Origin of the sequence: Nonomuraea turkmeniaca (assembly GCF_005889735.1) — a bacterium.
GTDB lineage: Bacteria > Actinomycetota > Actinomycetes > Streptosporangiales > Streptosporangiaceae > Nonomuraea > Nonomuraea turkmeniaca.
The window spans coordinates 1-22,124 of record NZ_VCKY01000173.1 but is presented as its reverse complement, the minus strand read 5'-3'; the positions used below and the strand labels follow the sequence as shown (position 1 = coordinate 22,124).

25 protein-coding genes and 1 tRNA gene are annotated in these 22,124 nt (G+C 70.0%); 11 read left to right on the top strand and 15 right to left on the bottom strand.

What is annotated here, in order from left to right; translation table 11 throughout:
• A partial coding sequence (cbiB, locus tag ETD86_RS37710) for an adenosylcobinamide-phosphate synthase CbiB (RefSeq protein ID WP_138671434.1) occupies positions 1–822 on the top strand: 822 nt, incomplete at its 5' end.
• A 222-nt stretch (positions 823–1,044) separates the two neighbouring features.
• Here the strand turns inward: cbiB and ETD86_RS37705 are convergent.
• The 4 genes from ETD86_RS37705 to ETD86_RS37690 form a co-directional block, all read right to left on the bottom strand.
• Complete coding sequence (locus ETD86_RS37705) at positions 1,045–1,275, bottom strand: hypothetical protein (RefSeq protein ID WP_138671433.1); 231 nt, start codon at positions 1,273–1,275, stop codon at positions 1,045–1,047.
• Positions 1,276–1,358: 83 nt separating this feature from the next.
• Positions 1,359–2,159, bottom strand: a complete 801-nt coding sequence (locus tag ETD86_RS37700; protein ID WP_138671432.1) for an exodeoxyribonuclease III — start codon at positions 2,157–2,159, stop codon at positions 1,359–1,361.
• A gap of 4 nt (positions 2,160–2,163) precedes the next feature.
• On the bottom strand, positions 2,164–3,297 hold the full coding sequence (locus ETD86_RS37695) for a serpin family protein (protein ID WP_138671431.1): 1,134 nt from the start codon (positions 3,295–3,297) through the stop codon (positions 2,164–2,166).
• 46 nt (positions 3,298–3,343) lie between these two features.
• Positions 3,344–3,577 carry a hypothetical protein gene (locus ETD86_RS37690; RefSeq protein WP_138671430.1) on the bottom strand — a complete coding sequence of 78 codons (234 nt, stop codon included), beginning with the start codon at positions 3,575–3,577 and terminating at the stop codon, positions 3,344–3,346.
• Positions 3,578–3,693: 116 nt separating this feature from the next.
• Here ETD86_RS37690 and ETD86_RS37685 point away from each other — a divergent pair, with 116 nt between their 5' ends.
• Genes ETD86_RS37685 through ETD86_RS37675 form a run of 3 tightly spaced genes read left to right on the top strand, consistent with a single transcriptional unit; the run spans position 3,694 to position 6,379 of the window.
• Positions 3,694–4,788, top strand: a complete 1,095-nt coding sequence (locus ETD86_RS37685) for a zinc metalloprotease (protein ID WP_211370565.1) — start codon at positions 3,694–3,696, stop codon at positions 4,786–4,788.
• 32 nt (positions 4,789–4,820) lie between these two features.
• Positions 4,821–5,150, top strand: a complete 330-nt coding sequence (locus ETD86_RS37680) for a hypothetical protein (protein ID WP_138671429.1) — start codon at positions 4,821–4,823, stop codon at positions 5,148–5,150.
• Positions 5,147–6,379 carry a M28 family metallopeptidase gene (locus ETD86_RS37675; RefSeq protein ID WP_211370564.1) on the top strand — a complete coding sequence of 411 codons (1,233 nt, stop codon included), beginning with the start codon at positions 5,147–5,149 and terminating at the stop codon, positions 6,377–6,379. Before ETD86_RS37680 ends, ETD86_RS37675 begins: the two co-directional genes overlap by 4 nt.
• A 119-nt stretch (positions 6,380–6,498) precedes the next feature.
• Here ETD86_RS37675 and ETD86_RS37670 read toward each other — a convergent pair whose 3' ends face one another.
• The 3 genes from ETD86_RS37670 to ETD86_RS37660 are packed head-to-tail and all read right to left on the bottom strand — an operon-like array spanning position 6,499 to position 8,258.
• Positions 6,499–7,470, bottom strand: a complete 972-nt coding sequence (locus tag ETD86_RS37670) for an inositol-3-phosphate synthase (RefSeq protein WP_138671428.1) — start codon at positions 7,468–7,470, stop codon at positions 6,499–6,501.
• A gap of 8 nt (positions 7,471–7,478) precedes the next feature.
• The gene (locus ETD86_RS60325) at positions 7,479–7,586 is read right to left on the bottom strand and encodes a hypothetical protein (RefSeq protein WP_425465680.1); all 108 of its coding nucleotides are present in this window, start codon (positions 7,584–7,586) and stop codon (positions 7,479–7,481) included.
• A gap of 45 nt (positions 7,587–7,631) precedes the next feature.
• Positions 7,632–8,258 carry a hypothetical protein gene (locus ETD86_RS37660; protein ID WP_138671427.1) on the bottom strand — a complete coding sequence of 209 codons (627 nt, stop codon included), beginning with the start codon at positions 8,256–8,258 and terminating at the stop codon, positions 7,632–7,634.
• Positions 8,259–8,394: 136 nt separating this feature from the next.
• Between ETD86_RS37660 and ETD86_RS55825 the strand changes: the two genes are divergently transcribed.
• A complete protein-coding gene (locus ETD86_RS55825; RefSeq protein WP_170223474.1) occupies positions 8,395–8,559 on the top strand; it encodes a hypothetical protein in 165 nt (54 codons plus the stop codon).
• Here ETD86_RS55825 and ETD86_RS37655 read toward each other — a convergent pair.
• Positions 8,535–10,094, bottom strand: a complete 1,560-nt coding sequence (locus ETD86_RS37655) for an ABC transporter substrate-binding protein (protein ID WP_138671426.1) — start codon at positions 10,092–10,094, stop codon at positions 8,535–8,537. The two genes, ETD86_RS55825 and ETD86_RS37655, sit on opposite strands and share 25 nt — an antisense overlap.
• 170 nt (positions 10,095–10,264) lie before the next feature.
• Here ETD86_RS37655 and ETD86_RS37650 point away from each other — a divergent pair, with 170 nt between their 5' ends.
• Both ETD86_RS37650 and ETD86_RS37645 read left to right on the top strand, forming a co-directional pair.
• On the top strand, positions 10,265–12,148 hold the full coding sequence (locus ETD86_RS37650) for a sensor histidine kinase (RefSeq protein ID WP_246148798.1): 1,884 nt from the start codon (positions 10,265–10,267) through the stop codon (positions 12,146–12,148).
• The gene (locus ETD86_RS37645; RefSeq protein ID WP_138671425.1) at positions 12,141–12,497 is read left to right on the top strand and encodes a DUF742 domain-containing protein; all 357 of its coding nucleotides are present in this window, start codon (positions 12,141–12,143) and stop codon (positions 12,495–12,497) included. The genes ETD86_RS37650 and ETD86_RS37645 overlap by 8 nt, the downstream gene beginning before the upstream one ends.
• A 61-nt stretch (positions 12,498–12,558) precedes the next feature.
• Here the strand turns inward: ETD86_RS37645 and ETD86_RS37640 are convergent, their stop codons facing one another.
• The 7 genes from ETD86_RS37640 to ETD86_RS37610 are packed head-to-tail and all read right to left on the bottom strand — an operon-like array spanning position 12,559 to position 20,400.
• A complete protein-coding gene (locus ETD86_RS37640; RefSeq protein WP_246148801.1) occupies positions 12,559–13,422 on the bottom strand; it encodes an ABC transporter ATP-binding protein in 864 nt (287 codons plus the stop codon).
• Positions 13,423–13,424: 2 nt separating this feature from the next.
• Positions 13,425–14,162 carry an ATP-binding cassette domain-containing protein gene (locus tag ETD86_RS37635; protein WP_138671423.1) on the bottom strand — a complete coding sequence of 246 codons (738 nt, stop codon included), beginning with the start codon at positions 14,160–14,162 and terminating at the stop codon, positions 13,425–13,427.
• The gene (locus ETD86_RS37630; RefSeq protein ID WP_138671422.1) at positions 14,159–15,085 is read right to left on the bottom strand and encodes an ABC transporter permease; all 927 of its coding nucleotides are present in this window, start codon (positions 15,083–15,085) and stop codon (positions 14,159–14,161) included. The genes ETD86_RS37635 and ETD86_RS37630 overlap by 4 nt, the downstream gene beginning before the upstream one ends.
• Positions 15,082–16,098 (bottom strand): ABC transporter permease, encoded by a 1,017-nt coding sequence (locus ETD86_RS37625; RefSeq protein ID WP_138671421.1) that lies wholly within the window; start codon positions 16,096–16,098, stop codon positions 15,082–15,084. Before ETD86_RS37625 ends, ETD86_RS37630 begins: the two co-directional genes overlap by 4 nt.
• Positions 16,099–16,101: 3 nt before the next feature.
• Entirely contained in the window at positions 16,102–17,709 is a 1,608-nt protein-coding gene (locus ETD86_RS37620) for an ABC transporter substrate-binding protein (protein WP_138671420.1), read from the bottom strand.
• Between the two features lie 23 nt (positions 17,710–17,732).
• Positions 17,733–19,349, bottom strand: coding sequence for a hydantoinase/oxoprolinase N-terminal domain-containing protein (locus tag ETD86_RS37615; RefSeq protein ID WP_138671419.1), 1,617 nt, complete (start codon positions 19,347–19,349; stop codon positions 17,733–17,735).
• A complete protein-coding gene (locus ETD86_RS37610; protein ID WP_138671418.1) occupies positions 19,342–20,400 on the bottom strand; it encodes an S-methyl thiohydantoin desulfurase family protein in 1,059 nt (352 codons plus the stop codon). The genes ETD86_RS37615 and ETD86_RS37610 overlap by 8 nt, the downstream gene beginning before the upstream one ends.
• Before the next feature lie 195 nt (positions 20,401–20,595).
• Between ETD86_RS37610 and ETD86_RS55820 the strand changes: the two genes are divergently transcribed.
• The 4 genes from ETD86_RS55820 to ETD86_RS37595 all read left to right on the top strand — a co-directional run.
• A tRNA-Met gene (locus ETD86_RS55820) sits at positions 20,596–20,668 on the top strand.
• Positions 20,669–20,685: 17 nt separating this feature from the next.
• The gene (locus ETD86_RS37605; protein WP_138671417.1) at positions 20,686–21,120 is read left to right on the top strand and encodes an RpiB/LacA/LacB family sugar-phosphate isomerase; all 435 of its coding nucleotides are present in this window, start codon (positions 20,686–20,688) and stop codon (positions 21,118–21,120) included.
• Between the two features lie 17 nt (positions 21,121–21,137).
• Positions 21,138–21,362 carry a hypothetical protein gene (locus ETD86_RS37600; protein ID WP_138671416.1) on the top strand — a complete coding sequence of 75 codons (225 nt, stop codon included), beginning with the start codon at positions 21,138–21,140 and terminating at the stop codon, positions 21,360–21,362.
• A gap of 60 nt (positions 21,363–21,422) precedes the next feature.
• On the top strand, positions 21,423–22,124 hold a 702-nt coding region (locus ETD86_RS37595; protein WP_138671415.1), incomplete at its 3' end, for an amidohydrolase family protein.

Here is a 22,124-nt window from a genome sequence, read left to right as displayed (position 1 = left end):
TGCGTGGGGGGTGCGGCGGGGATCGGGGTCGCGGCACAGCGCATCCGCAGCCCGTACGCGCGTACGGCCGCGACGGCTCTTGCCACCTGGGCCGTGCTCGGGGGCACCACGCTCGCCCGCGAAGGCGCCTACATGGCCGATGCGCTCGAACGCGACGATCTGGAACGGGCCAGACGCAGGCTGCCGCACCTGTGCGGGCGGGATCCCGCCGCGTTGGAGGCTGCCGAGCTGGCGCGGGCCACGGTGGAGTCGCTGGCCGAGAACACCTCCGACGCCGTCGTCGCGCCGTTGTTCTGGGGCGCGGTGGCGGGGGTGCCGGGGCTGCTGGCGTACCGGGCGATCAATACGCTGGACGCGATGATCGGGCATCGGTCACCGCGTTATCAGCGGTTCGGGTGGGCGGCGGCTCGGCTGGACGACGTGGCGAATTATGTTCCCGCGCGGGTGACGGGGTTGCTCACGGTCCTGGCGGGGCCGGATCGGCGGCAAGCGCTGGCGGTGCTGCGGCGGGACGGGCACCGGCATCCCAGCCCGAACGCCGGCCGGTGCGAGGCGGCGTTCGCCGGAGCGCTCGGCGTCACCCTGGGCGGCACGAACGTCTACGGCGGCCGGACCGAGCACCGCCCCACCATGGGCGACGGGCCCAAGCCCGGCATCGGGGACATCCGCCGCGCTGTCCGCCTGACCGGGATGGTCAGCCTGGCCGCGGCCGGCGCGGCTGTGGTGGCGTCCCACCTACTGCGCCGCTCCGGACGCAACAGGGGGCCGGGTAACCCGAAAGGTCGTGGTCGCGTCCCGCCTCCTGCGCCGCACCGGCCGTAGCAGGTATGGGTGGCCCAAGCTTCCCGCCTCCTGCGCCGCACCGGCTATAGCAGGTACGGGTGGCCCAAGCTTCCCGCCTCCTGCGCCGCACCGGCTATAGCAGGTACGGGTGGCCCAAGCTTCCCGCCTGTTGGGCCGAGGCGTTCAGCGTCGAGTGACGGGCGGTCGACAGGGAATCCGCTAATCGGTCAGAGCGGATGGTAATCAGCCAAAGGCCGCTTTTCACATGACCTGGTTCAGGTTGAGCACCAGCCAGATCACGAATATCGAGATCAGAGTTATTCCGATCATCGCCTTGGCAGCGCTGTTGGCAACCTCCTTCCTGGCCGTGACCTGCTTGGCGCTCTGCTTCCACACCTGACGCATGATGATCATCGTCTGGAAGCGGCGGCCCAGGGCGAATACGGCCAGGCCGAGGAGGATGAATAAGAAGATACGGCCGTTAGCGTCCACGGAGATCCCCCCTGTGGCCTTGAAGCGGTAATGCCCCCGAAACATTTGAGAACACAGGATACTCGGACGGCCGCGTTTTGTAATTAGATTATGGGGTCGAGATCGACCACGATCGGCGCATGATCGGACGGCCCCTTCCCCTTGCGGGCCTCGCGATCGACGTACGCCGACCGCACCCGCTCCGCCACGTCCGCGCCGGCGTACACCAGGTCGATGCGCATCCCCTTGTTCTGGTGGAACATCCCGGCCCGGTAGTCCCAGTACGTGAACGGATGCGGCCCCTTCATCGGCGTCGGCACCACGTCGTGCAGGCCGAGCGCGCGCAGCGCGGCCAGGGCTCCGCGTTCGGCGGGAGTGACGTGGGTGGCGCCGACGAACAGGGCGGGATCCCACACGTCGGCGTCCGTGGGTGCCACGTTGAAGTCGCCGCACGCCACCAGCGGCATGTCCATCTCCGCGGCGAGCGCGTCCCGCAGCGCGGCGAACCAGTCGAGTTTGTAGAGGTAGTGGGGCGAGTCGACGGTACGGCCGTTCGGCGCGTACAGCGACCACACCCGTATCCCGCCGCAGGTGGCGCCGATCGCGCGGGCCTCGGGGCGGGCCGGGCCCACAGAGTCCAGCTCCCCGAAGCCCGGCTCGCCGGGGAAGCTCAGCGTCACCTCGTCCAGACCGATCTTGGAGAGCAGCGCGACGCCGTTCCACCGCCCGTCGCCGTGGGCCGCGGCGGCGTACCCCAGCGCACCCACTTCCGCGATGGGGAACACCTCGGCCGGGCACTTGGTCTCCTGCAGGCAGACGATGTCGGGCTTGGTCTCGGCCAGCCAGTCGAGCAGGCGGGGCAGGCGTGCCTTGACGGAGTTGACGTTCCAGGTAGCCAGGCGCATCCTCCTAGCCTGCCACCGGCCGCCACGGTTCGGGGTGGGCGACCCAGCCCGCGGTCAGGATCAGGCCGCTGCGCCGCTCGACGGCGAGGAAGCCGAACGGGCGGGCGAACTCCACCTCGACCTGTCTGACCCGGTAGGGCGCCGGGGGCAGAGCACCACCAGGGGCGGCGGCGAGGGCGGTGACGGCCGCGGACTCGAAGCCGGTGGCGCTGAAGACCGCGACGGCGGCCTGCGCGGCCTGGTCGATCGCGAGCTGCTCGGGGCTGATCCCTGGGAAGTGGCCGTGGCGGGCGTCGGTGACCGTGCCCAGGCCGAACACCTCGGGCAGGCGCAGCAGGTCGTGTGTCGAGGCGACGGTGAAGCGGGGCACGGTGACGTGCAGGATGTCCTCTGGGGTATGGGACGGGACCACGGTGACGGTCACTCCGGGGCCCGACGTTCCGACGGTGGGAGCGGTCAGCGCGCCGATGCCGGCCGTCAGCACCTCTCCCGCCGTGTCGTGCTCGCCGAGCAGCAGGTGTACGTCGACGCCGCCGCTGCCCATGACGCGGACCATCGTGAGCAGCCCGGACGGGGTGTCGGCGACGCGGAGCCGGTCGAGCACCACCGTGTCGCGCCGCAACACGGCCACTTCCCTCCCGGCCCATGGGCCGCTGTGGACGACCCCGTAACCGTCCTGGAACGGCCGCAGCCAGGTGGTCCTGACAGTGAGCGCGCCGGCCAGGATCAGCCTCAGGTTTTCGGCCGGCGCCACCGGCATGGCGGGGATCAGCCCGCCGGTCTGTGCGGACGCCCACGCGTCCAGGTTCCGGCCATCCGTGGCGGGGTCACCGGTGAGCTCACCCCGCAGCCCCGGGGGCAGGGTGGCCAGCCAGGACGGGCGCAGCGGCAGCGTGCGTGCGGTCCACAACCCGATGGCGGACCGGACGGCCGGACCGCGCAGCGCCTGTAACACGCCTGGCACGGCTGTGACGTCGGCGCCCACGGCCCGCGAGAGCTCGCCACGGCCCGGCCCGTCAGCGGCCGCGGCGAGGCAGGCCAGGAGCGGCCACACGCACGCGCCCGACATCACGGACGATTCCCCTGAGCCGAGCGCCGCCGCCCACCGGGCCGTGAGGCCATTGACCGGATTCCGCATCGGCCAAGTATCCCGCGAGGGGCCGGTCACCGCCCGGTCCCATAACTCAACGGCTGGTCCAGAGGGGGTTGTTGGCACGGAAGTAGACGATGATCGGGCCGTCGTCGGAGACTGCCAGCCACGCGCTGCCTCGAATGGGAAGAGCCTCATAACGGCGGGCCGCAGCGGCGGATCCAGGATGATGCGTGCGTTTTTTGAACAAGCGCTCGCCTTGGTACAGCTGCGGCGTAAAATATCCGGCTTTGCGCACAATTCCCAAGCTATGCGGTTCTTTGGGCATTCCCCGAGGTGACCTGCGGTATTACGTCATCAGTGTCCGGCCGGGCAGGCGACAACCGTCATGCCGCCAGAGCTTGGCGCGCGGATAACGTATCTCCCTTCCATCCTGGAGTAGTCGTGATAGACGAACCCGAATTCACCGAACCGCTCGCACGTGAGTTGTGCGGCACAATGCCGGTACACCGCAGGTTGCTCAATGAGAGCATGGCTTACAGAGCGCAGCGGTCGGCCATCGAGAATCAAGCCACGCAATACAGGCTCGGTGGCCGGCGCATCAGCCGCAGCGGCACGATCAGCATCCCCGTGGTGGTGCACGTGGTGCACAACACGGACGAACAGAACATCAGTGATGGCCAGATCTACAGCCAGATCGAGATCCTCAACCAGGACTTTCGTGCCGCCAATCCCGACGTGACACAGGTGCCGCCGGTCTGGCAGCCGCTGGTGGCCGACACGATGATCGAGTTCCACCTCGCGACCCGCAACCCGAACGGAGACCCCACGGACGGCATCATCCGCGTGCGGACCACCCGGTCGTCCTTCTCGCATCACGACGACGCGGTCAAGTCGAGCGCGACCGGCGGGGCCGACCCGTGGCCCAGCGACCAGTATCTCAACATGTGGGTCTGCCAACTGAGGGGCGGCCTTCTCGGCTACGCGCAGTTCCCCGGAGGCCCGCCGGACACCGACGGCGTCGTCATCCGTCATTCCGCCTTCGGGAACATGGGCACGGTGGCGCAGCCCTTCCACCTTGGTCGCACCGCGACCCACGAGGTCGGCCACTGGCTGAACCTCTACCACATCTGGGGGGACGACGGCCAAGGGTGCAGCGGGGACGACAAGGTCGCCGACACGCCCAACCAAGGCGGCGGAAACACGGGAATGCCAACATTTCCCCATATATCCTGCAACAACGGACCAAACGGCGACATGTTCATGAATTACATGGACTACACCGACGACGCCGGCATGATGATGTTCACCACCGGCCAGTCGACGCGGATGAATGCCTGCCTTGAGGGTCCGCGGGCGTCGTTCCTGATCCCGCAGCTCGCTCGGGTGGGGGGACCGGAGGAGCGCACCGTCGCCGCAGCGAGCGCCGGCGGGCCACGGGTCTCGGGCAACGGGTCCCAGCGCGAGCTGGAGCAGCTGCTCCAGGAAGTGCTGAAGGACACGCGCGCCGCGCTCAGCGTGATCTCAGGCAGCCGGTAGAGCTGATCACGAGCACGCTGAAGACCGTCACGATGAACGAAGAAGCACCGGACATCGTCGGGGCCTGGCTCCACGCCTACGAGGAGGACACCGACACCACAGCGGTGTACCACCCGGAGGATTACCCATTCCGCCCATCGCGACGTCCGCGGCGCGGAATGGACTTCCACGCCGACGGAACCTTCGTCGAGTGGGTGCCTGGCCCCGACGACCGGCCCCGGGAGGTGGCCGGGCGCTGGGCCCGGCAGGAAACCGATCGAATCCGGGTCACCTTCCCCGAGGGGCAGGGCGAGCCGTTCGACCTCACCGTCGTGTCGCGCGAGGGCGACACGCTCTCCTTCGCACGTGGAGAACGCCAGTGAAGTACTGCACCGCTCCGGTCACCGGCCCAGTCGGGCGCACTCAGGTTCCCGGTCTCGACTGGGCGCAGCTTGGCGACACCCTGCTGTACTGGACGGAGGACGACGACGCCGCACTGCGGGAGCGCGCCCGCGCCGCCGGGCTGGCCCTGGGAAAGCCCTCCGCCCAGGGCCAGTGCCTGTACGTGGTGACCCAGGTGGGCCGATTGTTCCAGCGCGAGCACCCTGACGTCCCCGTCGTCGTCGACAAAGGCCGTTACCTCGTGGTCGCGCTGGATCCCGAACGAGCGCGAGCCGTGCCGGCGCGCCAGGACATGTGCTACCAGATGAGCCCATTGACCGGAGAAACCACCGTTTTCCGGACGGTGGTCCCGGCTCGCCGTACACCGGATCCGGCGGTCCAGGATTTGGTGAAGCTGGTGGACGAGGACGGCTTTCGAGCCAACCTGGCCGCGCTGGTGGCCCACGGCACCCGCCATTCGCTGAACTCCGGCTTCAAGGCCGCCGCGGAGGGGGCTCGAGACGTGCTCCGGCAGCTTGGGTACAGCGCGTCGCTCGTACCCATCACCGTCGGCTCCGGGTCCAGCTTCAACATCGTCGCGGAGAGCACCGGGGTGGGCGCGGCGCCGCGGGGCCGAGTCCTGGTCACGGCCCATATCGACTCGATCAACATCGAAGGCGGCCCCTCCGCGCCGGCGCCCGGCGCGGACGACAACGGCAGCGGAGCCGCGGGCCTGCTGGAGATGGCGCGTGTCTTCGCGGGAACGCAGACCGAGCATGACCTCTGCCTGCTCCTCTTCGGAGGAGAGGAGCAAGGGCTCTTCGGCAGCCGTGAGTACGTCTCGATGTTGACCAGGACGGATCGCGACCGCATCCGCGCGGTCATCAACATGGACATGATCGCAACGCTCAACACGACCGCGCCCACGGTGCTGCTGGAGGGCGCCGACCTGTCACAGGCCCTCATCGACGAGCTGGCCGCGGCGGCGGCGACCTACACCTCGCTCACCGTCCAGACCTCGCTCAATCCGTTCGCCAGCGACCACGTTCCGTTCATCGACGCGTCGATCCCCGCCGTGCTGACCATCGAGGGGGCCGACAGGGCCAACGAGAACGTGCACACCGGGAACGACAAGCTCACGCACATCCACTTCGACCTGGCGCTGGACATCCTGCGCATGAACGTCGCGGCCACCGCCGCCCTTGCGGGATTGTCCCGGCCAGAGACGTAGCAGGGTGGCTCGACCGGCACCCAAGCCGGTGAGTGGGCGAAGCTCAACTCCGTCTGCCGGCCCGGCGAGATCGTGGACAACACCCGCGACGACGACCGAACGGCGGCCGCCCGCATGCGTCACACCGCTTTCATCAGCAGGCCGGACACCTCCTCGAGCAGCCCGCCGACGCCCTGATCCAGGGCGGCCTTGGCATGTCGTACGGCGTCCAGGGCGTTACCGGCGGCGCTGGGCGAGTCCTCGACGACCATGCGCAGCTCCACCTCCAGCGGCGAGCCGCCGAACCCCTCGCCGTTCAGCCGGATGTAGGCGACCTTGCGATCCTCCATGAACGGCACGTACTGGGCGCCCACATGCGTGGACGCGCCCGCGCCCGTGACCTTGGTGGCCTTCTTGCTCGCCATCCGCGAGGCGTCCTGGAGGTTGACGAAGTCCATGTTGCCGCCGCCGAGCAGCTGGTATCCGCCGTCCAGCCGGACGCCGCTCTCCGTCAGCGCGTCCACCAGCGCCCGGTGCAGCAGCGTGGCGCCGAACGTGCTCTTCAGGTCGTCGCCGAGCAGCGGCAATCCGGCCTCGGCGAAGCGGCGCCGCCACTCCGGGGAGCGGGCGAGCACGGCGGGCATGCAGTTCACGAACGCGCAGCCGGCGTCCAGGGCGGCCCGCGCGTACAGTTCGGTGGCCTGTTGCGCGCCGGAGGGCAGGAAGTTCAGCACGACGTGCGTGCCCGTGGCCACCAGGTGCGCGGCGACGTCCTCCGGCGTCGCACTGCCGCGGGGGTCGATCAGGTCCGCGGAGCCGGGGCCCACGCCATCGGCCAGGATCCCGTCCACGACGGGCACTCCGAGGTGCGGGACGGCGGCGAACGAGCGGGCGTTGTTGGGCGGCGTCCAGATGGCCTCCGACAGGTCGCGGCCGAGCTTGGCGGCGTTGACGTCGAAGGCGACGGTGAAACGGACCTGGGAGACGGCGTAGCCGGCGCACACCGGGTGCGGCAGGCTGGGCGCGTCTCCGCCGCGGTAGTACTCGACGCCCTGCACCAGGGACGACACGCAGTTGCCCACGCCGATCACGGCCACGTTCACGGTAGTCATGACCGGGATTAGATCAGCCCCGTGCGGCGGGCCGGCGCTGCGGCCTCCACGCGGGAGCTCGCGCCCAGCTTGGCCAGGATGTTCGAGACGCGCACGCCCGAGGTCCTGGCGGAGATGAACAGGCGCGGGGGCGATGGCCGTCACGCTGCCGCTCGCCAGGGTCAGGCCGGCGCGCGCTCCACCCCTACGGTGATCTCGTTGCCGAGCCGGCGGCCGGTGAGCAGGTCGAGGTCGTCGCCGCTCCAGAACCTGCCGGGGTCGTACCAGTTGGGGCGGCGGCCTGACTCCAGCAGCCCCATCTCCTCGTAGGTGACGGCCACGACCTCGGCGCAGTAGGCGCTCTCCAGCGCCACCTCCTTGCGGGTCCGGCGCGGGACGCGGCCCCTGAACCAGCGGGCGGCCAGGCGGGCGGTGGAGGGGAACGGGGTGCCGTCGAGGAGGGCGACCGTACGCAGGGCCGCGTCCTCCATCTCCTGCGTGGCCTCCGGCTCCAGCTGGCGCAGCCAGGCCCGCTGACCGTATCTGTTGGCCCACACCGTGACCGCGTCACGCAGGTCGTGCAGTTGCACCCCGCGGTGGTGGGTGCCGGCCCACAGATCGGGCAGCGACCTGCCGAGCTCGGCGTGCCACATCATGGGCGGCAGGTCCTCGATCACGATGGCCATGCCCACATGGTTCACCGGACTGTTGGTCATCGTCTGGATCGCGCGGTCGGGCACCGAGCGCCCGCGGAAGACCCACAGGTCGCCGGTCCTCGTCACCTTGACGGCCTCGTCGAGAGTCAGCACACCGCTAGCGTCTTCGGTTCTCTGCGTTTCTGCAAAACGGACATCGGCGTAGCCTCGTCGCACGCCGACCCCAATTCTGGCGGTAACCACCGGCTCGCATGGCGAGCGCCGGCGACAGGTCATACTCTAGGCGACTATGCGCTGGTGGAAGATGCTCGGTCTGGCCGGAATCATGGGCGTGGCGGCCACGGGAGTGGTGATCGCGCGGGCCGAGCGGCGGCGCCGCGCCTACACGCCCGAGGAGATCAGGACCCGCCTGCGCGAGCGGGTCGACACTCAGCCGGACGGGCGCAGGTCGTAGACGAACACCACGTCGGAGTAGGCCGGGTTGTCCACGTAGCCCTGGATGTTCCCCTGGTAGGCGCGCTGGTAGTTGACCACCCAGGGCAGCGCGGCGGCCGCCCGCTGGTCGAGCACCCGTTTGGTGGCCTGCTCGTACGCCCGCTGCGCCGCCTGCTTGTCGGTCACGGTCAGCTCGGGCACCGTGTCGAGCAACGCGTCCAGGCTCGGGTCCTTGAGGTAGGTCAGGTTGAACACGGGCGGCTCTCCGCTGTGGAAGACGTTGCCGAAGTAGGAGTAGCCGTCGGCGTAGTCGGGCCACCAGTACATGACGAAGATGTCCTGGCCCTTTCTCTTGCCCTGGTCCCACTGCGCGGTCCAGGGCATCGCCGTGGCCTCGACCCTGACGTTGAGCGGCTTCAGCGTGGCCTCCAGCCGCGTGGCGAGCATGCGCCAGTCGGTGTCGCCCTCCCCGTACGTCAGGCGCAGCCGCAGCGGCCGCCCTCCCGGGCCGTAGCCCGCCCGGCGCAGCAGCCGCTGCGTGGTGGCCAGGTCCTGTCGGGGCACGCGGCCGGGCACGTGGCCCATCAGCCCTTCGGGGATGACGCCGCTGACCGGTGAGCCGGCACCCTTCATGTCCTTGATGAGGCCCTGGTAGTCGATGGCCTTCTGCACGGCCCGCCGTACCCGCGCGTCCTTCATGGGGCCGGTCGCGGTGTTGAAGAGCAACATCGCCGTCTGGAACGACGGCCGCTCCGAGGTGCGCACGCCGGGCCTGAGCGACGCCCTGGCGAACAGGCGCGGGTTGAGCCGCTCGACGAAGCTCACCTCGCCGTTCAGCAACATGCGCCAGGCCCGGTCGGCGTCCGGCACGACGCGGTACGTCACCGTGCTGTAGTGCGGCCGGTGCCAGCCGCCCCAGTACTTGTCGTACGCCTTGAGCGTGAGCTCCTCTTCCTTGCCCTTCTGCCACTTGGCCACCGTGTACGGCCCGGAGCCCGCGTCCCTGCCCTCGTTGAACCACTTCGTGAGGTCGGGCGCCGCCTGGGTGTCGTAGATGTAGGCCGCGTACCCGGCCGAGGCCACCAGGTCGAGGGGAACGGGGTACTTCAGCACGAACGTCACCGACGCCGGGCCCTCGACCCTGATCGAGGAGACGGCGTCCCAGATGTAGAACGCGCCGGTCCTGGCCGCGATGGTCCGCTCGATCGACGCCTTGACCGCCGCCGCGTCCACCGGCCGGCCGGTGTGGAAGGTCACGCCGGGACGCAGGTTGAACGTCCAGGTGCGGCCGTCGGCGGAGGCCCGCCACGACGTGGCCAGGCGGGGGATGGATTTTTTGGTGACGGGATTCCAGAGCGTGAGCGTCTCGTAGACGTTCTGGAAGGCGATGATTTCATTGGAGTAGGACTTGGCCGGGTCCCACTCGGTGATGACATCCAGGTTCTGCACGTGGACGAAGGGCGCGTCCCCGGCCGGGAGCTGCGGTGGTTCGGGGGGCGGCGAGCAGGCCACGAGGAGCGCCAGCGCGACGGCCGCGGTGAGACGACGGCGCAACGCATCCCCCTCTGTCAGCGATGTATCCCGGGAAACCTACTCCAAGATCGCGGAGACTGGGGACGCGTGTCCAAAAGTCCCGAAAAATTGGGCATTTTGGTGATCGAATTGCTATCCTCACCCTGTCCCGTCCGGGGTTGCCAGCAGGGGACCGACCGGAGTGAGGTGCCATGGGTCGTAGCCGAACGATCCGCATGAAGATCATCGGTCTACTCCTGGTGCCGCTGACCTCCATGGTGGTGTTGTGGGGGGTCATCACCGCCGTCACCGCAACCGAGGGTTTGGAGCTGCGCGAATACAAGACACTCTGGACGAACCTGCGCTTTCCCGCGTACAAACTGATCAGCGAGATCCAGAATGAGCGTCTCGTCTCGGCCAAGCTCCTGCGGCACACGACGGGCACGGCAACCGTCGCCGCGCAACGCACCCGCACCGACACCGCCAGAGACTCGTTCAGGGACCTCTCCAGCACATCCAAGGACCGATCGGAAGAGATCCGCACACAGGTGGACGCGGTGTACACGCAACTCGACAGGCTCGACGCGATCCGAGGAGAGATCGACACGGGCCTGTCCGACCGTCTGCACACCGTCGAGGCCTACAACGCGATCATCGACACGCTCTTCGGCCTGCACCGCCGCGTCGCGCTCATCGACGACATCCCGATCTACGAGCAGTCCCGCGTGGTCATCGACATGAGCTACGCCAGAGAGCTGCTGACCAGGGAGCAGGCCATCGCGCTCGGGCCGGTCACGGCCGCGGAGCGCAGGTTGTTCACCGAGATCGCCGGCAACCGGCGCTTCCTCGTCGACCAGTCGCTCGCCGAGCTCGACCCGGCCCTGCGCGACGCGAACGCCGCCCTGATCGCCTCCCCCGCCTACCAGCGGATGCGGATGATGGAAGAGCAGATCATCGCCGGCGGCATGCCCAAGGGCTGGGCCGACGCCACGGAGGGGCTGGCCAAGTCGTTCAACAAGACGCAGATGCAGGCCAGCACGATGCTGAACGCGCGGGCCGAGCCGGTCGCCGACGAGGTGCTCAATCGGGCGTTCATGCTGGCCGGCACGTGTCTCGCGCTGGTCGTGGTGTCGATCGCGTTCTCGTTGCGGATGGGCGACCGGCTGTCGAGGGAACTGGGCTCGCTCCGGCTGGCCGCGCTGGAGGTGGCCCAGGAACGGCTGCCGCACGTGGTCGCCAAGCTGCGCAAGGGCGAGAAGGTCGACCTGCCGGAGCTGTCGGTGCCGAGCACGACGGCCGAGATCGACGACGTGGGCCAGGCCTTCTCCACCGTGCAGCAGACCGCCGTCGAGGCCGCCGTCGGCCAGGCGCAGCTCAGCGAGGGCGTCGGCCACGTGTTCCGCAACCTGGCCAGGCGCAGCCAGACCCTGCTGCACCGCCAGCGCATCCAGCTGGAGGACATGCAGCACCGGGCGACCGATCCGGACGCCCTCGAGGACCTGTTCAAGCTGGACCACCTGACCACCCGCATGCGCCGCCACGCGGAGGGCCTGATCATCCTGTCCGGCGCCACCCCGGGCCGGGGCTGGAGCCGGCCGGTGCCCCTCCTGGACGTGGCCCGCGGCGCGGCCGCCGAGGTGGAGGACTACCAGCGGGTCACCGTCGAGCCGATGCCGGCCAACCGCCTGGACGGCCCCGTGGTCGGCGACGTGATCCACCTGATCGCCGAGCTCATCGAGAACGCCACCGTCTACTCCCCCGCGCACACCTCGGTCATCGTGCGCGGCGAGAAGGCGGCCCGCGGCTTCGTCTTCGAGGTCGAGGACCGCGGGCTCGGGATGAGCGCAGAGGAGCTGGCCGAACTCAACGAGCGGCTGGCCAGCCCACCGGAGTTCGACCTGGCCGACAGTGACCGGCTCGGCCTTTTCGTCGTCTCCCGCCTGGCCGCCAGGCACGACATCCGCGTGACGTTGCGCGGTTCACCATATGGAGGGACCACCGCCATCGTGTTGATCCCGGAAGAGCACGTGGCCGAACCGGAGGATCCCGTGCGGCAGGAACCCGTACGCCCCATGCGGGTGGTGCGAAGTGAGTGACGAGCGCTGGCTGGACGAGGACGCCGGTCCGATCGTCCCTGCCTACCTGCTGACCAGGGGCCGTACGGTGCCCGCGAGCGAGGCCATCGACCTCATCGCGGTGATCATCACGGCCGGAGGCCTGACGCCGCCCCTGGGCCTCGGCCCCGAACATCTGATCATCTTGCAGAAGTGCACCAAGCCCACGCGCCTCGTGGACGTGGCCGCCGAGCTCAACCTGCCCGTCGGCGTGGTCCGCGTGCTCGTGGGCGACCTGCACGCGCGCCAGCTCGTACAGGTCGAGCACCCGCCCCCCGCGCCGGACGCCAAGGTGCTGCTCGAGGTGATCAGTGGGCTGAAGGCGCTGTGACCCGCTTGAGCCGCCCGTAGACGACCGCGCGTCTGCACGCATCTGAAAGCCCGCTTCACCCTTAAGTGACGTCCCCGGCACGATGGCAGGCGACCTGACGGCCGCCGCCTGCGTCCCTGAGCGCGGGCGCCTGCTCGCATTCGGGCACGGCGATCGGGCAGCGCAGCCGGTACGGGCAGCCCGTGGCCGCCGGCACGGCCTCCGTCCGCCCCCTGGCCTCCGGCGGGGCGCCGCCGAGCTTCGGCACGGCGTCGCGCAGGGCCTTGGTGTAGGGGTGGGCGGGCTTGGCCAGGAGGTCCTTCGTGGGCCCAGACTCGACGATCCGGCCTGCGAAGAGCACATGGGAAGTGCGGCACAACCGTTCCACCACCGCGAGGTTGTGGGTGATGAGCAGGCGCTCGGTGTCCAGGCCCGCCAGCAGGTCGAGGATCTTGGCCTGAACCGTCACGTCGAGCGCGCTGGTGGGCTCGTCCAGGATCAGCAGGCCGGGTCCGACGGCCAGGGCTCTGGCGATCACGACACGCTGGCGCTGGCCTCCCGACAGCTGGTGCGGCCTGCGGGCGGCCAGGTCCGGGTCCAGGCCGACCTGTTCGAGCAGCTCCCTCACCCTGGCTCTGTCACCTCTGGGGAGCGCTTCGGCTATGGAGGAGCCGATGCGCATGCGGGGGTCGAGGGCCTCGGCCTGGAAGACGGGCTGGACGTCCTTGCGGAAGGCCCTCAGATCCGCCTTCTTCAGAGTCTTGTCGCCGTACCAGATGTTTCCGGACATGGGGGTGAGGAGGCCCAGGAACGCCCGGGCCAGAGTCGTCTTCCCCGAGCCGCTCTCCCCGATCAGGCCGACGCCGCCCTCCGTGATGTCCAGGCTCACGTCGTGCACGACCGGGCGCTTGCCGTACCCGAGTGTCACCCGCTCGGCCCTCAGCATGGTCACGGCAGCGCCTCCAGCAGCTCGCGCGTGTACGGATGGGACGGCGCGGCCAGCACCTCCGCCGCCGCTCCCGACTCGACCACCACGCCGTCCTTCATGACGAGGACCCGGTCGGCGATCGTGGACACCAGGGCCAGGTCGTGGGAGACGAGCAGGAGCGCCAGGCCCCGCTCGGCCCGCAGCCGGCGCAGCACGCCGACCACCTCGGCCTGCACGGTGACGTCGAGGGCGCTCGTGGGCTCGTCGGCCAGGATGACCTCCGCGCCCAGCGCGATGGCCAGCGCTATGGCGAACCGCTGCGCCTGGCCGCCTGAGACCTCGTGCGGATAGCGGCGCAGGAGCGCCGGATCGAGCAGCACGGCCTCCATGGCCTCCGACATGATCTGCTCCGTCGCCTCCCGGCCGTGGAGCCTGAGCGCGCGGCGCATCAGGACGCCGAGCCGGGTGGCGGGGCTGAGCGCGGCCTGCGGTGACTGCATCACCAGTGCCGCCCTGGCACCGCGGATCTCGCGGAGGCGGCGGGGCGGGGCGGTGCGCACGTCGAGGCCACAGACCCTGATTTGTCCCGAAATTTCGGCATCCGGGGTGAGGCCAAGCAACGAGAGCAGTGTGGTCGATTTGCCCGAGCCGCTCTCCCCCACGATCGCCACGCACTCGCCCTCGCCCACGTCCAGCACGGGCACGTCGGCCACGACGCGCGTGCCGTACCGGACGCGAAGGTCTCGCACCTCGATCACTTGACCACCCTCGTGCTCATGGTCGCGGCCGCTCCGGCACTCGTTGGCTTCGCTCTCTCCTGCCGAGCTCCTCCGCTCCGGGGGTCGAGCGCGTTCCTGAGCCCCTCGCCGATCACGTTGAACGCGAACGCCGTCACCAGGATCGCCAGCCCGGGAAAGGTCACGACCCACCAGTTCGTGGTGAAGAGCGTCTGCCCCTGCTGCACCATCAGCCCCCACTCGGCGGTCGGCTCCTGCGCACCCAGCCCCAGGTACGACAGCGCGGCCGCGGTCAGGATCACCCCGCCCGCGTCCAGCGAGAGCTGGACCAGGACGGGGGTCAGCGAGTTCGGCAGCACGTGCCTGAGGATGATCAGTGGCGCGGGCACGCCGAGGCACCGAGCGGCGTCCACGTAGCCGCGGGTGGCGATCGACGCGGCCACCGAGGCGGACAGGCGGGTGTACCACGGCCACCAGGTCGCCGCGATGGCCAGCACGACGGTGTTCACGCTGGGCTGCAGCACGACCGCCAGGGCCAGGGAGAGCAGCAGCGCGGGGAAGGCCAGGAACACGTCCGTGACCCGCATGATCACGTCCCTGACCCAGCCGCCCGCGTATCCGGCGACCACGCCGAGCGTCACCCCGGCCACCGCCGAGACGGCCAGCACGGCGACCGCGATGAACAACGACGTGCGGCCGCCGTACAAGATCCTGGTGAGCACGTCCCGGCCCACCTGATCGGTCCCGAACCAGTGCGCGGCGCTCGGCGGCCGCAGCAGCTCCAGCGGGTTCGGCTCGTCCGGGTACGGCGCGATCCATGGAGCCAGGATCGAGGCCACCACGACGATCACGATGAGCGCCGCGCCGAAGGCCGCGAACCGGTCGGGGATCCTGGGCAGCGTGCGCCGCAGCCGCCCGCCCGCGGCCGTCTCCGCGGCCGTCATCGTGCCCTCGCCCGCGGATCGACGACGCCCTGCAGGAGGTCCACGATCAGGTTGGCCGTGGTGTACACGAGGGCGACCAGCAGGGTGACGCCCGCGATGGCCGGGGTGTCCAACGACTTGATCGACTCGGCGGCGTAGCGGCCCAGGCCCGGCCAGTTGAAGACGGCCTCGACCAGGAAGCCGTTGACGATCGAGTAGGCGAACACCAGGGCGATCAGCGACAACACCGGGCTCAGCGCCGGTCTCAGGGCGAACCTGGTCAGGATGGACGTCTCGCCGAAGCCGAGCGCCCGCTCCAGTCTGGCGTGGTCCTGCCCGGACTCCTCGATGAGGGCAGCCCGGGCCATCTGCGCGATCATGCCCGTCGGGTAGGCGGCCACGACGAGGGCCGGCAGCACCAGGTGCTCGAGAGTGCTGGTGAAGATCGGCCAGTTGCCGGTGATGAGGGCGTCGACGATGGTGATGTTCGTCCAGAGGGTGAGCGGGCTGGTGCTGTCGAGCGAGGAGTCGTACTCGCCGGCGATCGGGAACCAGCCCAGGTGACCGGCGAACACCAGCTGCATGGCCAGGGCCAGCCAGAAGACCGGCACGGAGACCGCGAGCATGCTGGTGAACCGCACCCCGAAGTCCGGAAATTTCGTCTTGTAGCGGGCGGCCAGCACCCCGATCGGGATGCCGATCAGGACCGCGATCACCAGCGCGGCGCCGACCAGCTCAAGGGAAGCCGGAAAGGCGAGATACAGGTCGTCGCGCACGGGCTGCCGGGTCCGCAGGCTCGTGCCCCAGTCACCGGTGAACAGGTCCCGCACGTAGTTCACGAACTGCAACGGGATCGGGTCGTCGAGGCCGAACCGCTCGCGTGCCGCGGCGAGCTGCTCTGGCGTGGCCTTCGGCCCGGCGAACGCGACCGCGGGATCGCCCGGCACCAGCCGCATGACCGCGAACGTGAGCATGACCACGCCGGCCACGACCAGGAGGGCCTGGCCGAGCCGGCGAGCCAGATAGCGTGCCATCGGTCAGCTGGCGCGCTTGAGGTCGTAGAAGAACACCACGTTGGGGTAGGCGGGATTGTCCACGTACCCTTGGATGTCGGCGGTAAGCGCGCGCTGGTACTTCTGCACGTACGGCACCGCCACCGCCGCCTGCTCCTCGATGATCTTCTTCTGCAGGTCCTGGTACGCCATGTCCGCCTTGAGCTGGTCGGTGGCCGTCAGCTGCGGCAATGCGTCGATGGCCGCGTCGATCTCGGCGTTCTTCAGGTAGGACAGGTTGAACTGCGGCTTCTCGGCGCTCTTGAAGACGTTCACGAACCACGAGTAGGCGTCCGGATAGTCCGGATACCAATACATGACGAAGATGTCCTGTCCCTGCTTCTTGCCCAGGTCCCACTGCGCGTTCCAGGTCATCGGCCTGGCCTGCAGGGTCACGTGGAGCTTCTTCAGCGTCGAGCTGAGCAGCGTGACCAGCAGCTTCTGGTCCTCGTCGCCCTGGGCGTAGGTCATGGTGAGCTTCAGCTCTTCGAGGTCCGGGCCGTACCCGGCCTCCGCGAGCAACTCCTGGGCCTTGGCGAGGTCCTGCTTCGGCTCCATGCCGGCAGCATGGCCGAGCAGGCCCTGCGGCACCAGGCCGCTGGCCTTCGTGGCCGAGCCCTTGAGCGCGGCGATCAGGCCGTCGTAGTCGATCGCCGCCTGCAGCGCCTTGCGGATCCGGTCGTCCTTCGCCGGGCCTGAGGCGGTGTTGAACAGCACGAGCAGGTTCTGGAACGACGGCACCTGCGCGGTCTGCACCTTCGCCGTCGTGTCCGCCTGCTGGAAGAGCTGCGGGTTCAGCCGCTGGACGAAGTTCACCTCGCCGTTCTGCAGCAGCTGCCAGGCCGTGGTGATCTCCGGTGTGACGCGGAAGGCGACCTTCTTGTACTGCTCGGGCTTCCAGCCGCCCCAGTAGCCCTCGAACGCCTTCAGCGTGAGCTCGGTCTCCTTGCCCTTCTGCCAGGAGTCGACCGTGTACGGCCCCGTGCCGGCGGTCTTCTCGCCGTCGGCGTCCACGGCGTCCACGTCGTAGATGTAGGCCGCGTAGCCGGAGGAGGCGACGAGGTCGAGCGGGGTGGCGTACGTGAGCGTGAACTTCAGCGTGGACGCGTCCACGGCCTCGATCTCGTCGACCGCGTCCCAGATGTAGGCCGCGCCGCCCTTCTTCTCGATCGTCCGCTCGATGGCCTTCTTGGCGGCCTCGGCCGTGAGCTCGGCCCCGGAGTGGAACTTCACGCCCTGCCGCAGCTTGAACGTCCACTCCTTGCCGTCGTTCGCCGTGGTCCACTCGGTGGCCAGGCGCGGCTCGGCCTTGCGGGTCTCCGAGTTGTACCTGGTCAGGCCCTCGTAGATGTTCGACAGGGCGATGATCTCGTTGGAATACGAGGTCGCCGGGTCCCAGTCGGTGACCACGTCGAGGTTGGGCACGTAGACGAACGTGCTGTCGTTGGCCTGCGCGGCCGCCGACTGGCCGCCGCTCGCCTGAGGCTGGGGTGTCCCGCCGGCGCCGCGCACCTGGCCGCCCGCGCACGCGGATGCGGTCAAGGCCAGGACACCGGTGACACCGGCCACGAGCAGACGCTTGTGCCAGCGCATGGTGGGGGGATCCTTTCGGTCTTTCACCGGGCTAGGGGTCCGGCTGCTTTGACGTGTACCCGCACGGCGGGTTCGGAGAGGTAGCTCAGCGGCACCTCGAGGAGATCGACGATCTCGACCCGGGAGGGGTCCGCTCCCGCCGCCACGGCTCGCGCCGCCGCCTCCTCCTTGGCCCTTTCGATGGCTTCTGACCGGCTATCTCCCGCAGGCAAGATCGTATCCACTCTGCCGCTCGCGAGCGCGATGGCGGCGCCCACGGCGTTGGCCACTTCGGCGTGCTCGGGCCGGATCACCCGGTCCGCGCCGGGGATGCGCTCCGGCAGGAGGAACGCGCCGCCACCCACCGCGACCAGCGGTCTGCCGGATTTGCCGAGCGCCATCCTGTCCACCGCGTCGATCACCATCTCGTCCGCGACGGCCACGGCGCTTTCCAGCATGTCGGCCATTCCTTCCGACATGTCACCCAGGCGGGCGAGCCAGTCCTTCCCGTCTGACGGCGTACGACCGGCGGCCACGGCGGCGTCGGTGATCGTCGGCGTGCTCCCGCCGAACACCAGCCCTTCCCGGGCGATCCGGTAGCCGACCGAGTCCGGGCCGATCCCGTGCTCTCGCACCACGGTCCCGCCGCCGAGCGCGATGGCCAGGATGTCCGGCATGCGGAAGTTGGTCAGCACGCCGCCGATCTCGACCGCCGCCGCCGACTCCCTCGGGAATCCGCCGGCCAGCACCCCCAGGTCGGTGGAGGTGCCGCCCACGTCCACCACGATCGCGTCCGTCACCCCGGACAGGTACGCGGCCCCGCGCAGCGAGTTCGCCGGCCCCGAGCCGATCGTCGACACGGGCAGCCGTGCGGCGTGCTCCAGCGTCATCAGCGTGCCGTCGTTCTGGGCCAGGTACGGGCGCGCCCGCAGGCCGCGCTCCGCCAATGCGGCGACCAGGGCGCCGGTCACGTGGGCGGCGACCCCGTACAACGCGGCGTTGAGCACGGTGGCGTTCTCGCGTTCGAGCAGCCCGAGCGAGCCGATCTCGTGGCTGAGCGAGACCGGCAGGCCGTACTCGGCCCGGACCAGCTCCTCGACCAGGCGCTCGTGCTCGCCGCTCGCCGGGCTGAACACGCTGGTGACGGCCACGGCCTCCGCCGCCACACCGTCCAGGAAACGGCGGATCGTGTCCAGGTCCGGCGGGCGGATCTCGCGGCCGTCGACGTAGTGGCCGCCCGGGACGACGGCTTCGCCGGCCGAGACGGCCTTGCGCAGGTCGCCGGGCCAGCCGGAGAGCGGGGGCACGGAGGTGGTGGCGGGCGCGCCGAGCCGCAGCACGGCCACCCGGCCGAGGTTGCGGCGCTCCAGGATCGCGTTGGTCGCGTGCGTGGTGCCCAGCATGACGCGGGTGATCCGGTCCTGTACGGGTGGCGGCCCGTCCGCCTCTCGCTCGAGCCGAGGACCGTCCGCCTCCCGCGCGGATTCGTGCCCGAGTTCCGCCAGGACCGCGTCGAGCGCGGCCCGCAGCCCTTCGGTCACGTCCGGCGTCGTCGGGCGCTTCGCCTTGGCGATCACCCGGCCCTGGGCGCCGAGCACGACCGCGTCGGTGTTCGTGCCTCCGACGTCGATCCCGATCCCGAGCTCCGGCAGGTCAGCCATGTGCCGTCAGCTCCTCGACCGGAACGTAGTCCAGCTCGTACCCGAACGCCCTCGGCCCGGCCGTCTCCAGCCCCTTGGGGGTGCGCCAGAGCGGGTCGCACGGCCAGGCGAGCACCGTGACGCGCTGGCCGTACCTGAGGCCCTCGGTCTGGATGGCGGCGGCGGTCTCGGTGTCCACGACCGTGATCAGGTCGGGCACCATGGCCAGGAGCCGGCCGTTCTCGACGGCGACCAGGTTCTCGTTCTGCAGCTCCAGGGTGAGGATGCGGCCCCGGTCGTCGCCGGTGCCCTCGATCGTGGCGGTTCCCCGTACGAACCCGCCCGTGGTGCGCCGCTCCACGTCGGTCAGCTTGCCGATGATCAGCCTGGCGGCGCCCAGCCGGTCCTGGAGTGCGCGCAGCGGGTCGGCCGCGCCCTCGGTGGCCCTGCCGATCTCGAGCGCGCGCGTGACCGTGCCCTCGATGACCGCGCCCCGCGCCACGGCGGCCGTGAGCACGTAGTCGGCCATCAACGCGCTCGATCCAGCCGCCACGCACACGGCCCTGGCCAGCCGCTCCGACCACAGCCCGTCGATCGGGCGGATGGTGACCACGTTCCCCGCCACGTCGGTCATGACCACCAGGTCGGCCGGCAGCCCCGCCACGTACATCGACACCATCTGGACTTCGGGAAAGGCCCGCCCCATACCGTCCGCGTCGAGCAGCGGCAACCCGAGCTGGGCCGCCCACGCGACCGGGGCGACGCCGTTGGAGCCGCCGATCTCGGACGACATGACCGCGCTCGGCGGACGGCCGAAGATCCGCTCGATCTCCTCGGCGATGCGCTTGGGCTCGTCCTCGCTGTGGATCATCTCGTGGCTAACGGTCGGCGCCCCGATCCCCGACAGCGGCACGATCAGCGCGTCCTCCTCCAGGTCGGCCAGCCGGACCAGCGGCACCTCGCCGTACTCGCGGATGGCCCTCGCGGCGGCCAACGACCCGGTGCGCACGTCTCCCCCGCCACCGGTGCCCAGAACGGCGCACCCCCGGGCGAGAGCCGGAATATCGCTCACATCAATGCTCATTTGGCGACACAACCAACCACATGCCACCTCAATCCGCCAGTCCGGCAGATGTGGGCGCCGGTAAATACGTTGCGCCGCCTCGGGGGCGACCGGCACGATCGATCCCATGAACACCGGGCGAATGCATATGCGGCACCGCGCGGGCGTGTCCTGATCCTCAGGCACCCGCCCGTCGCTCTTCCAGGCGGGTGGGGGCGCTGGTGTGCCCGGCGATTTCATACGTCGTCCTAGGCGGGTTCGATCCCCGCACCCGCTACGTGGCACGCTGTTGTCATGCGGATTTCGGTGGCCGCCGACAGCAAGGACGGCGTGGCCGAGCGAGTCGTGACGGAGTTGCGCAGGCGCGGGCACGAGGTGGTGACGCACGGCGCGCTCAACGACGCCGAGCGCGACGACTGGGCGTGGGCCTCGGAGCTGGCCGCCAGGGACGTGAGCGAGGGGCGGTCCGACCAGGCGGTCGTGTGCTGCTGGACCGGGACGGGCGCGTCGATCGCGGCCAACAAGGTGCCCGGCGTGCGGGCCGCGCTCTGCGTCGACGCCTACACCGCCGACGGCGCCCGCAAGTGGAACGACGCCAACGTGCTGGCGCTCAGCCTGCGGCTCACCTCAGACGTGGTGCTCGACGAGATCCTCGACGCCTGGCTGGAGGGACGGCCGAGCACGGACTCCGACGACGTCGCCAACGTGTCCCACCTGGACGACATCTGACCGCTACGCTCGGGTGCATGGCGGATCTGCACTGCACGCACTGTGGCGAGGATGGGCTGGAGCCCGGATTCATCTTGGACGCGGGCGAGCACAGCCCCGGATTCGCCAGATGGGTCGAGGGCGCTCTGGAGCGCGGGATTTTCGGCGGGGCCAGGCGGATGGGCCGGTCGAAGTGGGAAATCGACGCCTATCGCTGCCCCAACTGCCACCACCTGGAGCTTTTCGCCCAACGTCCCGCGTGACCCGCAACGGTCACTGCGGAGACACGGAAATCGTCGGCACCGCCCCGTAAGGTTCTCGGCATGACCGACGTGCTGCTGCGCGGCGGGCTCCCCTGGGGACTCGGGGCCGTCGCCGACATCCTCGTCCGCGACGGCCTGATCCACGACGTCGGCCAGGGCCTCGACGCGGCTGACGACGCCCTGGTCGTGGACGTCGCCGGGGAGCTGGTGCTGCCGGGCCTGGTCGAGGCGCACTGCCACCTCGACAAGACCCTCTACGGCGGGCCGTGGGTGCCCCATTCGGCCGACGACACGCTCGCCGGCCGCATAGGCAACGATCTCGGCAGGCGGGCCGAGCTGGGAGTCCCGAGCGTGGAGCGGATCGGGGCGCTGCTGGCGCGCATGAGCGCGGCCGGCACCACCCACGTGCGCACGCACACCGACATCGACCCGCTGGTGGGGTTGCGCGGCGTGGAGGCCGTGCGCGAGGCCGCCGCCCGCTCCCCCGTCGAGGTGCGCCAGGTCGCCTTCCCGCAACACGGGCTGCTCACCAACCCCGGCACTGCCGAGCTCCTCGAAGAGGCGCTCAAGCACGGCGTCGAGGCGGTCGGCGGGCTCGATCCTGCGGGCATCGACCGCGACCCCGTGCGCCACCTCGACGTGATCTTCGGCTTGGCCGAGCGCTACGGCGCCCACGTGGACATCCATCTGCACGACGGCGGCTCTCTGGGCGGGTGGGAGCTCGAGCTGATCACCGAACGGACCAGGGTGCTGGGGCTGGGC

Bases quoted from the DNA above. Each gene is read 5' to 3' on its own strand.
- ETD86_RS37695 (WP_138671431.1), bottom strand. From the start codon at position 3,297: ATGCGGAATCCGGTCAATGGCCTCACGGCCCGGTGGGCGGCGGCGCTC.
- ETD86_RS37690 (WP_138671430.1), bottom strand. From the start codon at position 3,577: ATGCCCAAAGAACCGCATAGCTTGGGAATTGTGCGCAAAGCCGGATAT.
- ETD86_RS37650 (WP_246148798.1), top strand. From the start codon at position 10,265: ATGGGTCGTAGCCGAACGATCCGCATGAAGATCATCGGTCTACTCCTG.
- ETD86_RS37605 (WP_138671417.1), top strand. From the start codon at position 20,686: ATGCGGATTTCGGTGGCCGCCGACAGCAAGGACGGCGTGGCCGAGCGA.
- ETD86_RS37630 (WP_138671422.1), bottom strand. From the start codon at position 15,085: ATGACGGCCGCGGAGACGGCCGCGGGCGGGCGGCTGCGGCGCACGCTG.
- ETD86_RS37625 (WP_138671421.1), bottom strand. From the start codon at position 16,098: ATGGCACGCTATCTGGCTCGCCGGCTCGGCCAGGCCCTCCTGGTCGTG.
- ETD86_RS37680 (WP_138671429.1), top strand. From the start codon at position 4,821: ATGAACGAAGAAGCACCGGACATCGTCGGGGCCTGGCTCCACGCCTAC.
- ETD86_RS37615 (WP_138671419.1), bottom strand. From the start codon at position 19,349: ATGGCTGACCTGCCGGAGCTCGGGATCGGGATCGACGTCGGAGGCACG.
- ETD86_RS37700 (WP_138671432.1), bottom strand. From the start codon at position 2,159: ATGCGCCTGGCTACCTGGAACGTCAACTCCGTCAAGGCACGCCTGCCC.
- ETD86_RS37640 (WP_246148801.1), bottom strand. From the start codon at position 13,422: ATGCTGAGGGCCGAGCGGGTGACACTCGGGTACGGCAAGCGCCCGGTC.
- ETD86_RS37670 (WP_138671428.1), bottom strand. From the start codon at position 7,470: ATGACTACCGTGAACGTGGCCGTGATCGGCGTGGGCAACTGCGTGTCG.
- ETD86_RS37600 (WP_138671416.1), top strand. From the start codon at position 21,138: ATGGCGGATCTGCACTGCACGCACTGTGGCGAGGATGGGCTGGAGCCC.
- ETD86_RS55825 (WP_170223474.1), top strand. From the start codon at position 8,395: ATGCGCTGGTGGAAGATGCTCGGTCTGGCCGGAATCATGGGCGTGGCG.
- ETD86_RS37620 (WP_138671420.1), bottom strand. From the start codon at position 17,709: ATGCGCTGGCACAAGCGTCTGCTCGTGGCCGGTGTCACCGGTGTCCTG.